Source organism: Streptococcus sp. 27098_8_103, from assembly GCF_041432345.1.
GTDB lineage: Bacteria > Bacillota > Bacilli > Lactobacillales > Streptococcaceae > Streptococcus > Streptococcus mitis_BV.
The window spans coordinates 22,960-35,594 of the sequence record NZ_JAPVZK010000021.1; the positions used below are offsets into that span (position 1 = coordinate 22,960).

General features: G+C 38.5%; 10 protein-coding genes. 6 read left to right on the plus strand and 4 right to left on the minus strand.

Annotated elements, in window-relative coordinates; all coding sequences use genetic code 11:
* Positions 1–32: 32 nt before the first annotated feature.
* On the minus strand, positions 33–1,280 hold the full coding sequence (locus O3599_RS07150) for a transporter (protein ID WP_247939583.1): 1,248 nt from the start codon (positions 1,278–1,280) through the stop codon (positions 33–35).
* A gap of 200 nt (positions 1,281–1,480) precedes the next feature.
* On the minus strand, positions 1,481–2,332 hold the full coding sequence (rgg, locus tag O3599_RS07155) for a helix-turn-helix domain-containing protein (protein ID WP_247939584.1): 852 nt from the start codon (positions 2,330–2,332) through the stop codon (positions 1,481–1,483).
* A gap of 124 nt (positions 2,333–2,456) precedes the next feature.
* Here rgg and O3599_RS07160 point away from each other — a divergent pair, with 124 nt between their 5' ends.
* The gene (locus tag O3599_RS07160) at positions 2,457–2,798 is read left to right on the plus strand and encodes a metal-sulfur cluster assembly factor (protein WP_001204052.1); all 342 of its coding nucleotides are present in this window, start codon (positions 2,457–2,459) and stop codon (positions 2,796–2,798) included.
* 60 nt (positions 2,799–2,858) lie between these two features.
* Here the strand turns inward: O3599_RS07160 and ilvD are convergent, their stop codons facing one another.
* Positions 2,859–4,562, minus strand: a complete 1,704-nt coding sequence (gene ilvD / locus O3599_RS07165) for a dihydroxy-acid dehydratase (RefSeq protein WP_000137343.1) — start codon at positions 4,560–4,562, stop codon at positions 2,859–2,861.
* A gap of 184 nt (positions 4,563–4,746) precedes the next feature.
* Here ilvD and O3599_RS07170 point away from each other — a divergent pair, with 184 nt between their 5' ends.
* The 5 genes from O3599_RS07170 to O3599_RS07190 all read left to right on the plus strand — a co-directional run bounded on the left by O3599_RS07170 (position 4,747) and on the right by O3599_RS07190 (position 7,058).
* Positions 4,747–5,754: an SPFH domain-containing protein gene (locus tag O3599_RS07170; RefSeq protein WP_247939585.1), complete on the plus strand. Its 1,008-nt coding sequence runs from the start codon at positions 4,747–4,749 to the stop codon at positions 5,752–5,754.
* A 2-nt stretch (positions 5,755–5,756) separates the two neighbouring features.
* Complete coding sequence (locus O3599_RS07175; RefSeq protein ID WP_000796544.1) at positions 5,757–5,957, plus strand: PTS ascorbate transporter subunit IIC; 201 nt, start codon at positions 5,757–5,759, stop codon at positions 5,955–5,957.
* A 147-nt stretch (positions 5,958–6,104) separates the two neighbouring features.
* Positions 6,105–6,287 (plus strand): 50S ribosomal protein L32, encoded by a 183-nt coding sequence (gene rpmF, locus O3599_RS07180; RefSeq protein WP_000290417.1) that lies wholly within the window; start codon positions 6,105–6,107, stop codon positions 6,285–6,287.
* A gap of 15 nt (positions 6,288–6,302) precedes the next feature.
* Positions 6,303–6,452 carry a 50S ribosomal protein L33 gene (gene rpmG / locus O3599_RS07185; RefSeq protein ID WP_001265622.1) on the plus strand — a complete coding sequence of 50 codons (150 nt, stop codon included), beginning with the start codon at positions 6,303–6,305 and terminating at the stop codon, positions 6,450–6,452.
* A gap of 87 nt (positions 6,453–6,539) precedes the next feature.
* Positions 6,540–7,058: an HXXEE domain-containing protein gene (locus tag O3599_RS07190; protein WP_084927091.1), complete on the plus strand. Its 519-nt coding sequence runs from the start codon at positions 6,540–6,542 to the stop codon at positions 7,056–7,058.
* A 304-nt stretch (positions 7,059–7,362) separates the two neighbouring features.
* On the opposite strand, the gene O3599_RS07195 is transcribed toward O3599_RS07190, so the two are convergent.
* The gene (locus tag O3599_RS07195) at positions 7,363–12,477 is read right to left on the minus strand and encodes a DUF1542 domain-containing protein (protein WP_371512417.1); all 5,115 of its coding nucleotides are present in this window, start codon (positions 12,475–12,477) and stop codon (positions 7,363–7,365) included.
* Positions 12,478–12,635 lie beyond the last annotated feature (158 nt).

Sequence of the window (12,635 nt, forward strand, 5' to 3'; positions counted from 1 at the left end):
AGGGATTAAAACAGTATGAATAAAATTAGGATTCAAATATCATTTTTGAGATTAAGACCTGTCAAAAGAATAGCTAGCAAGGAAAGACCAACAAATAGCATCCAAGTCAACTGTATATTCCATACAGCTATAAGTGAAAAACAAGCTGTTCCCACAGGTATGGATAAGGTAAACAATAAACCTAAAAAATTACTGGTACGAGCTAGAACCTCTGGAGCTAGATTTTTCATGAGCATAGCACTAATCTTTGGTTGAACTTTACCAGACACATACAGAGTTGAACAGAGAAATAGTAAACCAAGTACGACTTGATTGAATAAATTAGCTAGACCAACTAGACTGAGTCCTACGGTCACCCACATCATCAATCTAGGCAAGGACTGCTTCCCAAAATAATCATTGCCCGTAAGGCTACTGATGATGATTGCTAACAAAGCACAGAATTGACTGATAAATAATGCCTCTGTATAAGAAAAGTCCAAAAGAGAATGGCTCAAAAAGAAGATGTTATAGATGCTTCCTAAAGCGCCACCCAAGGCATTGATAAGCAAGACAGCAAAGAGCATGAAGCCAAAGTTTTTCTGTCCACCTTTAAGAAAAACGAGACGTAAATTTCGGTAAATTGTTAGGAACTGGTCTTTTATAGAAAGCTTCTCATTTTTTAGGATTTCACCATCAGCAGATGACATTGACAGGCTCAATTTGCTTTTTCCTAAAAAGAGAATAAAGGCTGATACTAGGAAAAAGCAAGCATTAATTCCCGCAACAAGAGAAAAATTGTTGACCGATAGCCCTAAGAGCCAGACTCCGAAAGCTTGACCCCCAATAGCTGAAATATAGGTGATGAATTGGGAAAAAGAATAAGCCTCCATCAAATCATCTTCAGCTACTTTTTCCTTAATGAGAGGCATGCGCAAGCCACCTGCAAAATCACTGATGACATCACTAATGACATTGATCAAACACAGGCTAGAAAAGGCAAAGAGAGTAGCTTGCTGAACAACTAGGGCTGCTAGAAAAAATAAAATCGCCTGAAACAAACCGCTATAGACCATCCATTTGACCTTGTCCCTCGTATAATCTGCCCGAATCCCTACAAAAACTGTAAAGAGAGTCGGAAGAATCATGACAATATTCGCCATAGCAACAGCAAAAGATGCTTGTGGCAAGGTCGATGCATAGACGATAAAGACCAGATTGAAAATCGAAGCACCAAAAGCATTGAAGAAGCGTGACAAAGTCAAGAGACGATAAGCTTGATTTCTGAACAATAGTTTCATAGGTAATCTCCCTTCTTGTTCGAAGTTTTATGTGAAGTATGACTATAGTATAGCACTTAGAAATTTTAGAGGAAAAACTTTTGAATATATGCAACAAATAAAATGAGCAAAAAGAAACGATAGAATCCCTCCAGTGACACGAGAGAGCCCAACAGTTCTATCGCTTCAAATTTCAACTTATTTTCTTAGTTTGCAGATATTCAATAATCGGTCGTATTTCTATAGTATTCGGCAGATTTGTTACAGCCAAGCATCTCAAAAATACGGACAGCATCTTCCATCTTTTTCTGACCTTCCTTGACTCTACCTTGCTTGCTACCAAGGAGACCTTCCGCCCACAAATAGACAATTCGGAAATAGGTCTCATTTTCCTTGTAGAAATGCTCTTCGATAACACGTTTAAAATAATGGGCATTAGTAAATTCTTCACACTCAATGCTAGCTAAAAAGCCATTCAATAGTATAGTGTGAAACAGGTTTCGATTGCCAGACATTTCCATTAGAAAATCAGATTTTCGTACCATTTCTCGTACATATCTAGTGAAAAGAGAAACAGATAAAAATGGAGAACTGACTGAAAATAAATTGAGTTCATAGATTCCCCAAATCTCGGTAGAAAACAAATAATCATGAAGGACTTTCCCCTCCTCTGCCGTTAACTCTACCCTTTCGTCCATGCTCTTCATATAAGACTTGATAAGAATGGCATTTAGAATATGTTTCTGTTTGTTTTGAGAATGGACATGCTTTTGATACTCCCTGCGATACAAGTCCTCAAGCGGAGCTATATTCTTTGGATCCAAGACATCTATGATTTCTTTTCTCAACTCAGAATCTGTATCATACTGAAAACCTCTCGCCAGAAAGAGGATTTCCTCCACACTGGCAGATATATTTTCTAGGGCAAATAGAAACTTTTCTACCGAAAGTTCACTCTGACCTGTTTCAAAGCGAGATAACATAGACGGCGAAAATTGTCCCCCAGTCGCTTGTCTCAGCGAGATATTTCTTGACTCTCGTAATTGTCTAAAGACTTTTCCAATCTGCTCCATAGGCTTCCCCTTAATTCTGCATTTTCTTTATATTATCATATTTTTTCAGAAAATTCATCAAAAACTTGCCAAATTGTCAGAATTATGAGAAAATAGAGGATATTTATCACGTGGAGGGACTGTAATGAGAGACGATATCAAAATCAATGACCGTGCTTTGGCCTTGCAAGACCAAATTATCGAAAAACTAGAGAAGGTTTTTGATACAGATGTGGAATTGGATGTTTACAATCTAGGGCTGATTTATGAAATCAATCTAGACGAAACAGGCCTCTGCAAAATTGTCATGACCTTCACCGATACTGCCTGCGATTGTGCCGAAAGCCTGCCTATCGAAATCGTGGCAGGTCTGAAACAAATTGAGGGTATCGAAGATGTCAAGGTTGAAGTTACCTGGTCGCCTGCTTGGAAAATTACACGAATCAGTCGCTACGGCCGTATTGCCCTTGGACTACCACCTCGTTAAGCAGGTAAATCACTTTTGAAGATGAAAAAAAGCAAGCCGAAGTTGGCTTGCTTTTTGAGTTTATTTTTTACCTGACTTGTCCATATTCCAGAAGTCTGTCACGGCTCCGCGTGAAGCAGATGATACGATGTGGGCATATTTACCGAGGACACCACGACTGTAAAGTGGTGGCAAGGTTGTTTCTGCCTTGCGTTTTTCAAGTTCTTCTTCCGATACGGCCATGGAAATTTCTTTGGTATCTTGGTCAACCGTAACGATATCGCCTGTACGAAGGTAGGCAATTGGTCCACCATCCTGAGCTTCAGGAGCGATATGTCCAACAACCAGACCATAAGTACCACCAGAGAAACGTCCGTCTGTCAAGAGGGCAACCTTGTCTCCTTGACCTTTACCAACGATCATTGATGAAAGTGACAGCATCTCAGGCATACCAGGACCACCCTTAGGTCCAACGAAACGAACAACGACTACATCGCCATCAACGATTTCATCTGTCAGAACGGCCTGAATCGCATCTTCTTCTGAGTCAAAGACCTTAGCTGGACCAACGTGACGACGCACTTTAACACCTGATACTTTAGCAACCGCACCATCAGGAGCAAGGTTCCCGTTCAAGATGATAAGCGGACCATCCGCACGTTTTGGATTTTCAAGTGGCATAATAACTTTTTGACCTGGAGTGAGGTCTGCAAAGTCAGCCAAGTTCTCAGCGACAGTCTTACCAGTACATGTGATGCGGTCTCCATGAAGGAAACCATTTGCCAAGAGATATTTCATAACCGCAGGCACACCACCGACTTCGTAGAGATCTTGGAAGACATACTGACCAGATGGTTTCAAGTCAGCCAAGTGAGGCACACGTTCTTGAATCGTATTGAAGTCCTCAAGTGACAAGTCAACATTGGCAGCATGGGCAATGGCAAGCAAGTGAAGAGTGGCGTTTGTAGAACCACCTAGAGCCATAGTTACAGTGATAGCATCTTCAAAGGCTTCACGAGTCAAGATATCTGATGGTTTAAGACCTAGTTCCAACATCTTAACAACAGCACGTCCTGCTGCTTCGATATCTTCTTTCTTGTCAGCTGATTCAGCTGGATGAGATGAAGAGCCTGGCAAACTCATACCGAGAACTTCGATAGCAGTCGCCATGGTATTAGCTGTGTACATACCACCACAGCCACCAGGACCAGGGCAGGCATTACATTCAAGACGTTTTACGTCCTCAGCTGTCATGTCACCGTGGTTCCATTTTCCGATACCCTCAAAAACAGAAACCAAGTCAATATCTTTACCATCAAGATTTCCCGGTGCAATAGTTCCACCATAGGCGAAAATTGCTGGAATATCCATATTAGCAATGGCAATCATAGAACCAGGCATGTTCTTGTCACAACCACCGATAGCAACAAAGGCATCCACATTGTGACCACCCATAGCCGCCTCGATAGAGTCCGCAATAATATCACGAGATGTCAAAGAGAAACGCATACCAGGCGTTCCCATAGCAATCCCGTCCGCTACAGTAATAGTTCCAAACTGCACAGGCCAAGCACCTGCAGATTTGACACCCTCTTTAGCCAATTTCCCAAAATCATGCAAGTGGATGTTACATGGTGTATTTTCCGCCCAAGTCGAAATCACTCCCACAATCGGTGTTTCAAAGTCCTTATCTGTCATACCAGTCGCACGAAGCATAGCACGGTTTGGTGATTTTACCATACTGTCATAAATGCTACTGCGGTGACGCTTATCTAATTCAGTCATTTGTTCCCTCCCATTTCAGTTTTTACTATTATAGCACATTTTAAAGGCAATGAACAGAAGAAAATTCTTGAATTTTCAGAAAATTCTATACAGAAATATTTTCTTTAAAAATGTTACATTTATTTCTTGACTTTATAAATTAAAGTGATATCATTTAGATATCAAATAGTAGGAGGTCATTCTTATGACTGAAAAACTCATCAATTCAAAACCAAATGGTGTATTCGCATTGATTCTCATTGAGTTGACACTCGTACTTGGTATCTTTATATTTATAATGGGTGCTGCTTCGGAAAACATTTTTGGAATTATTATCGGACTTTTATTAAGCTTAATTGCAGGCCTAGCTCATGCTGGTTTAAAAGTTGTCAAACCTCAGGAAGCTCTGGTTCTGACACTCTTTGGTAACTATACAGGTACCATCAAAGAACCTGGTTTTTACTTTGTCAATCCCTTCAGCGTAGCAGTTAACCCTGCAAACCACACTCGACTTGGACAAAGTGGTGACGTTAGCACGAAATCTCCTTTTTCAGGAGTTAAATCATCAAATGGTAATGACGTGAATCTTGAAATTGGCAAGAAACAGATTTCCCTCAAGGTTATGACCTTGAGCAATTCTCGCCAAAAAATCAATGATTGTCTAGGAAATCCTGTAGAAATCGGAATTGCCGTTACTTGGCGTGTAGTCGATACTGCTAAGGCAGTTTTCAACGTTGATAACTACAAAGAATATCTTTCATTGCAATGTGATAGCGCCCTCCGAAATATTGTCCGCATCTATCCTTACGATGTCTCTCCTAATGTGGATACTACAGGTGACGGGCAAGCCGATGAAGGAAGTCTCCGTGTCTCTAGTGAAATTGTAGCTAACCGTATTCGTGAGGAAATTCAAAGTCGTGTTGAGGATGCTGGCTTGGAGATCCTTGAAGCACGTATCACTTACCTAGCTTACGCTCCAGAAATTGCCGCTGTCATGCTTCAACGTCAACAAGCATCAGCCATTATTGATGCCCGGAAGATGATTGTCGATGGCGCTGTGGGTATGGTTGAAATGGCCCTGGAACGTCTCAATGAAGGGGAATTGGTAGAGCTTGACGAAGAACGAAAAGCTGCCATGGTTTCAAATCTCTTAGTCGTTCTCTGTGGCAATCATGATGCACAACCAATTGTCAACGCAGGAAGTCTTTACTAAAGATGGCTGAAGCTAAAAAAAAGCAGATCCCCCTTCGACTCTCAACAAAGTTATACGCTGCACTCGCATCATGGGCAGAAGACGACTTTCGTTCAGTCAATGGACAAATCGAATATCTCCTCACAGAATGTGTCAAACAACGGAAGAAAGACGGAAAATACGTATCAGAAACCATTGACGAACCATTTGAGATTGATATTTAACACCTTCTCCTGTCTGCTGGGTCAGACGGGAGAATTTTTTCATCTTTTTTTGTCAAGTAACTTTACTTTACAAAAAAGTTTTGATATACTATTAAAGTTGATGAAAATCAAACCTAACTGAATTATATCTTAAAAGGAGAAATCAAAATGGCAGTACCTGCACGTCGCACTTCAAAAGCGAAGAAAAACAAACGTCGTACACACTACAAAGTAACAGCTCCATCTGTAAACTTTGACGAAACTACTGGAGATTACTCACGTTCTCACCGTGTATCACTTAAAGGATACTACAAAGGACGTAAAATCGCTAAAGCTGCATCAGCTGAATAATAGAAGGGAGATACCATGCGCGTAAATATCACACTTGAACACAAAGAATCTGGTGAACGCTTGTACCTTACTTCTAAAAACAAACGTAACACTCCAGACCGTCTTCAATTGAAGAAATACTCACCAAAACTTCGCAAGCACGTTGTGTTTACAGAGGTTAAGTAAGCATACCTAACTCAAAACGCCTTTCTGGGCGTTTTTTGCGTTTTTTGCTTTATTTGTTAGCAATCTATAGCTTTTCAGGAGAGATTTATGGCATTTTATCTTTGGTTGTTCCCTCTACTTTTTATCTTTCACGATATGGAAGAAATTATCGGTCTTGTCCCTTGGATTCATCTCAACGAAACCTTGCTGGCTCAAAAGGCTCCAGCTATTCTCAAGATTCACAAAGGAATTACAACAGAGGGATTTGCCCTTGCTGTTTTTGAGGAGTTTATCATTGTCTTATCCATCACTTTATTAGCGTATTTTAGTCAATCTAGAGCGCTCGAATTAGTTTGGTTAGGAGGATTTGTGGCCTTTGCACTCCATCTCTTGCTCCATATTGGACAATCAATTCTTCTCCGTAAGTATATCCCTGCTCTCATCACTTCTATCCTTTGTTTTCCTATCAGTGCTTATTTGATTACAGACATCGTGCATTTGTGGCAGGTTTCAACTAGCGAATTTTTCCTATTTTCACTAGTTGGCTCAGGCATCGTCATCATCAATCTCCCCTTTGCTCTCTGGCTCGGGAAAAAATATTCCGCCTGGCTTGCCCATAACCATTAACAAAAATTCCTTGCAATTTCATTTTGCAGGGAATTTTTTTATCCTCCTTCACAGTTAAGATGTGTTCTATAGTTTTTCAAGACAAAGCAAAGATAGGCTGGGCAAAAACTCAACTTTAAGAGAAAATGAAATAAATCTTCCCACAATAAAACGCATAATATCAAGTTTTTAAATACCTGATACTATGCGTTTTTAAAATTTAAAGACTTTTTGTCCAGCTTCGTAAGATTTTCTTATGAGAGGTACTTGTTTAAGCTCTAAAAATCGGATTTATCATCTGATCTTTATCAAACAATCTAAGAAATTAAGCTTCTTCGTCTTCTTTACGACGACCTGCAAGACCAAGACCAAGTAATGCACTTGCGGCGGCTGCTACCATAGATACTACAGAATCTGCTGTACCTGTATTTGGCAATTCTTTAGCCACTGTACGTGTATTTGCTTGTGCTGATGATGTTTGGCTAGCATTTGCTGCTGCTTGAGTTGTAGCTGGAGCTACAGCTGGTGTTTGAGCAGCTTGGTCGTTAGCTGGAGTTGCATGATCAGTTGATGGAGCAACTTTCGCCATGAAGTCTTCGATACGTTTCACCATTGCATCCACTTCTGCTTGACTTGCTTTTGCATTGGCAAATACATCTTTAGCTTCTGCAAGTAAAGTTTGAGCTTCTTTTGCAGTTTCTGCATCAAGCTTAGCTGATTCTTTGATGATTAATTCATCTAATTGACGAATAGCACCTTCTAACTTAGCTTTATCCACTTTCACATCTGTGTTAGTTGTTCCGTTATTTCTGCCATAATCTGGAAGAGAAGTTTCTGGTTTAGACTCCCCACTTTGTGAAGCAACAACTCTAACCGGTACTTTTACAGTTATTTCTGTTCCATCTGCTAATCTTAGGATTACTTTAGCAAACTTGTCACCTAATGTATTTGTATCAGGTAATTCTATGCTAATGATCGTAACATTCTCTGGTAAGTTTAGTTTAGCAATGATATCAGCTTGACTAATTGCTTTTCCAAGTTCAACTTGTACGACTCCAGTAATAGATGATTGGATGAATGCTTCAAGATCAAATGATGGTCGTTCATAAACTAATGAATCTTGATTCAATTGATATAAGAAAGTACGCAATACTTTATCTAATTCAGCTTTTGTTTTTGCTTTATCAATGGCATTTAATGCTTCTTGTTTTAAACGTTCAACTTCAGCAATTGCTTTTGCTTTTTCTTGATCGGATAAGTTCGGATTTGCTTTAATACTTGCAATTTTTTCTGCTGCTGCAGCTTCTACGGCTGCTTTCGCTTCATTAATATCCACTAATGATAACTCTTTTCCAGAAGGATTTATTGCATTAATTGCTGCTTCTCCTTTTGTTTTAGCTGCATCTACTGCTTCTTGAGTGTCTGCGTTTTGAATAGCTTCTACTGCTTCATTATATGCTTTTTCTACAGCAGCTTTGGCTACGGCTTTTTCCTCATCTGATAAGCTAGTATTCTTATCAATTTCTGCTAACTTGGCTTCTTTTGTCGCTTGGATTGATTCCAAGGCTTTTTCTTTGCCGATTGGATTTATTGCATTAATTGCTGCTTCTCCTTTTGTTTTAGCTGCATCTACTGCTTCTTGAGTGTCTGCGTTTTGAATAGCTTCTACTGCTTCATTATATGCTTTTTCTACAGCAGCTTTGGCTGCGGCTTTTTCCTCAGCTGATAAGCTAGTATTCTTATCAATTTCTGCTAACTTGGCTTCTTTTGTCGCTTGGATTGATTCCAAGGCTTGTTCTTTGCCGATTGGATTTACTGCCTTAATCGCTGTTTCGCCTTCTGCTTTAGCTGCATCTACTGCTTCTTGTGTAGTTGCATTTTGAATGGCTTCTACTGCTTTAATTGCCGCTTTAGCTACTTCTGCTTTAGCTGCGGCTTTTTCTTCATCAGATAGCTTAGCATTCTTATCGATTTCTTGTTCTTTTGCTGCTTTTTCAGCATTGATTGCTGTAATTGCTGCTTCTTTTTCGATAGCTAGTTTTCCATTATCTTTTGCAGAGTTAATACCCTCTTCTGTTGTTGCTTTATCAATAGCATCTGTTGCATCTTTTGCTTCTTTAGCTACTTTTGCTTTTTCTTCCGCCTTTTGTTCTGGCGTTAAGCTTGTACTAGCTTCAATAGCATCCGTTGCTTTTTTAGCGGCAGCTGCAATTTCTTTTTTAGCAGCATCTCTGTCAAGTTCTTTCAACAATTCTGCAGCTTTCTCTAAAGCTGTTTTCGCAGCATCTACTTTTGCTTGTGCTTCTTGTGCTTCTGTTTTTGTTGCATTATCGCCTTTTGCTGCTACTGCGGCAGCTGCTGCTTTTGCTTCTTCTAATTGTGTTTTTAACTTTTCAAATTCTGCTTCATATGCTTTAATACTATCCGCTGTTTTACCAGTAGTATCAGCTTTAACTAACGAATCTGCATCTGCTTTTAGTTTTGTCTTTTCTTCAGTAGTTGCAGCTTCTACAAGAAGATTTTTAGCATTTTCTAATTCTGTTTTCACAGCATCCACTTTCGCTTGAGCTGCTTTAACTTCCTCTTTTGTTGCATTATTGCCTTTTTCTAAAACTTTTTCTGCTTCTGCTTTCGCTTCTTCTAATTTTGTTTTTAATTCTTCATATTTTCTTTCATATGCTGTAATACTATCTGGTGTTTTTCCAGTCTCATCTGCTTTTGTTAATAAAGCGACATCTGCTTTTAATTTAGCTTTTTCTTCTACTGTTGCTGCTTCTACTAATGCTTGTTTTGCAGCTTCTAATGTAGCTTTTTTCTCATTCACTTTATTTAAAGCTTCTGTTACTTGGTCTTGAGTGGCATTTTCATCATTAATCACCGTTTCTGCTGCTTTAATCGCTTCTTCTGCAGCAGTTTTCGCATCGTTGTATGATTTAGCACTATCCGCAGTTTTCCCTGTTGTTGGATCCGCTTCTGTTACTAAAGTATTTAAGGCTTCTTTTGCTTTTGTTAACTCAGTTTTATCAGCTTTATTCACTAATAATTCTGCTGCTTTTGTCAATTCTGCTTTTGCAGCATCTACTTTTGCTTGAGCTGCTTGAGCTTCTACTTTAGAGGCGTTATTTTCTTTTGCTAAGACTGTTGCTGCTTCTGCTTTAGCTGCTTCTAATTGTGCTTTTAGAGCTTCATATTTTGTATTATAGGCTTCAATACTATTTGGTGTTTTGCCAGTAGTATCAGCTTTAACTAATGAATCTGCATCAGCTTTTAATTTAGCTTTTTCTTCTGCTGTTGCAGCTTCGATTAAAGCTTGTTTCGCTGTTTCTAATGTTTGTTTTTTAGCATTAACAGTTGCCAATGCTTCTCTAACTTGAGCTACAGTAGCATTTTCATTATCAATAACAGTTTTTGCTGCTTCAATAGCTTTAACTGCTTCTTGTTTTGCAGCATTATAAGCGGCCGCAGTATCCTGAGTCTTCCCTGGTGTTGGATCTTCATTCACTAAACCATCCAGTAAAGTTTTAGAATCTGTTAAACCTGTTTTATCAACTTTTAATGCCAATTGCTTCGATAAGATAGATTCTAGAGCTTCTTTATATTCTGCTGTTTTCTTAACTTCCGTACTTGTTACAAGTGTCTTAATATTTTCTAATTCAGCTAAATACGCAGCTTTTGTTTCATTTGTTTTTCCATCAGTATCTGCTGATTCCGTTGCTTTTAATTTATCATAAATACGAGATAGTAAATCTTTAGCGATTGCACCAGTATCTTGATCAACATTGAAATCTAATCCAGTTACTGGAAGAGCATAGTGTCTATATGGTGATTGATATCCCATTCCTAAATGTTGATTATCAGCTGAGCTAATACGTACTGTATACTCAGTAACTCCTTCAGGTAGTTCAATCTCCTTACTTTTAAATGTTCCTCCCGTACCATTTGGTTTGTTATTAGCCATTTTCGCTTCTAATTCCGCTTTTGTTGGGACTGGAGTTCCTGGCGTACTAAAGTTTTGAGGACTATTTTTTCCATCACTCGCTTTTACTACCGTCATTTCAGTATTTGTTTTTGATACTTCCGGTGTAAATGTTTGATTATATAATTTTTCTTCTTGTCCATTACGGTTAATGATTACTTCTACTTTATATTGTGCTTTGGTACCGTCAATATCTCCAGTATACCCAGTTTTAAATGACACAATTACTTTTGAACCATGTTCTTTTGAATAGGCTTTAAATGTTTTTTGAATTCCATCAAATCCTTTAACACCCTTGGCTATTTTATTTCCTAGACCAGTAGAAACATAAGTAGAATTATCATATGCTTCCTCAGTGCTGCTAGCCTTTGTTCTTACTTTGGATAGGAATAACATATAGTCACTATCTCTATTGAAAGACTGCTCTAACACCCATGTAACATATGATTTAGAACCCTCAGCCCAAACCGTATTAACCGTTTCAATTGGAAATACTCCAGCCTCTGTTTTTCTAGCAATTGCAAATTTACCAGTATCGCCAACTGCCTTCCATCCACCAAATTCATTAATTTCAGTGACACTACCTTTTTCAACATTTAGAGCATTCCCTAAAGTATCCATATCCTGAACTTTTTTATTATTTTCAATCATATTTGGTAGATTTTTTAATTCATTCGATAACGTCTCTAAATTCGCATCAGCTGCTGGTGCAGTATATGTTTGATTGGCTGAAGCATCCGTATCTGTTGTAGTAGAGCCTATACGGAATGGATTATTTGCATCTAATGCTTTTCCATTACGTTGATCTCTAGAACCTGAGTTTGCAATCGAGTTAGACTCATTAGCTTTCTCAGTATTTGTTGCTTTAATTCCTACAGTAACTTTCCCATTTGTTGTTTCTACTGCTGGTGCTTCTTTTTTATCTTCTGGTTTTGTTTGTAATTTTGTTGTTGCTGTAACTAACTTAGCATGTGCTTGCGATAATTCAGCTTGTGTTTTTGCATTGTTTAAAACAGATTTTGCTTCATTTAAAACTGTTTTTAATTGATTCACACTATCTTCTGTTTTATTAGCGTATGTGTCTTTAGCAAACTTACCTTCAATTTCTGCAATCAAGTCTATTAAAGATTTCTTGTTCAGAGTTTCTACTTCCGTAGGTTTTGATTCTGTAGTACTGTTTCCAACTGCTCCCTCATTGTTTGTAGTTACAATATCCTTCGCATTAGCTCCATTCTGATAACTATTATCTTTTGTTTCCTCAGATGAAAGGTTTAGAATTTCCTTTTCGCCAGTATTCGGAGTCACACTTGGCTCTGCAGCAGCTACTGCCCCATTCCCCAAAAACATAAACAAGGCCGCTACCGCTACACTGGCTGCACCAAAGCTAACTTTACGAATAGAATAACGCGTCACCTTCTCACGATGCAAACGCTCAACACGACTCATAGACTTCTTCTTTTCCATCTATAAAAACTCCTTTTTTCTTAATCTTCTAAGAATATTATGTACAAAATAAGGGATACAATAATTTGAATAATACTATCTCAGAATAAAATACCCCAGTTTATATTATAGTACTTTTATTCAATATTAACAAGAAGCTAGACTGGCAAAATAATAAA

Bases quoted from the DNA above. Each gene is read 5' to 3' on its own strand.
- O3599_RS07150 (WP_247939583.1), bottom strand. From the start codon at position 1,280: ATGAAACTATTGTTCAGAAATCAAGCTTATCGTCTCTTGACTTTGTCA.
- rgg (WP_247939584.1), bottom strand. From the start codon at position 2,332: ATGGAGCAGATTGGAAAAGTCTTTAGACAATTACGAGAGTCAAGAAAT.
- O3599_RS07160 (WP_001204052.1), top strand. From the start codon at position 2,457: ATGAGAGACGATATCAAAATCAATGACCGTGCTTTGGCCTTGCAAGAC.
- ilvD (WP_000137343.1), bottom strand. From the start codon at position 4,562: ATGACTGAATTAGATAAGCGTCACCGCAGTAGCATTTATGACAGTATG.
- O3599_RS07170 (WP_247939585.1), top strand. From the start codon at position 4,747: ATGACTGAAAAACTCATCAATTCAAAACCAAATGGTGTATTCGCATTG.
- O3599_RS07175 (WP_000796544.1), top strand. From the start codon at position 5,757: ATGGCTGAAGCTAAAAAAAAGCAGATCCCCCTTCGACTCTCAACAAAG.
- rpmF (WP_000290417.1), top strand. From the start codon at position 6,105: ATGGCAGTACCTGCACGTCGCACTTCAAAAGCGAAGAAAAACAAACGT.
- rpmG (WP_001265622.1), top strand. From the start codon at position 6,303: ATGCGCGTAAATATCACACTTGAACACAAAGAATCTGGTGAACGCTTG.
- O3599_RS07190 (WP_084927091.1), top strand. From the start codon at position 6,540: ATGGCATTTTATCTTTGGTTGTTCCCTCTACTTTTTATCTTTCACGAT.
- O3599_RS07195 (WP_371512417.1), bottom strand. From the start codon at position 12,477: ATGGAAAAGAAGAAGTCTATGAGTCGTGTTGAGCGTTTGCATCGTGAG.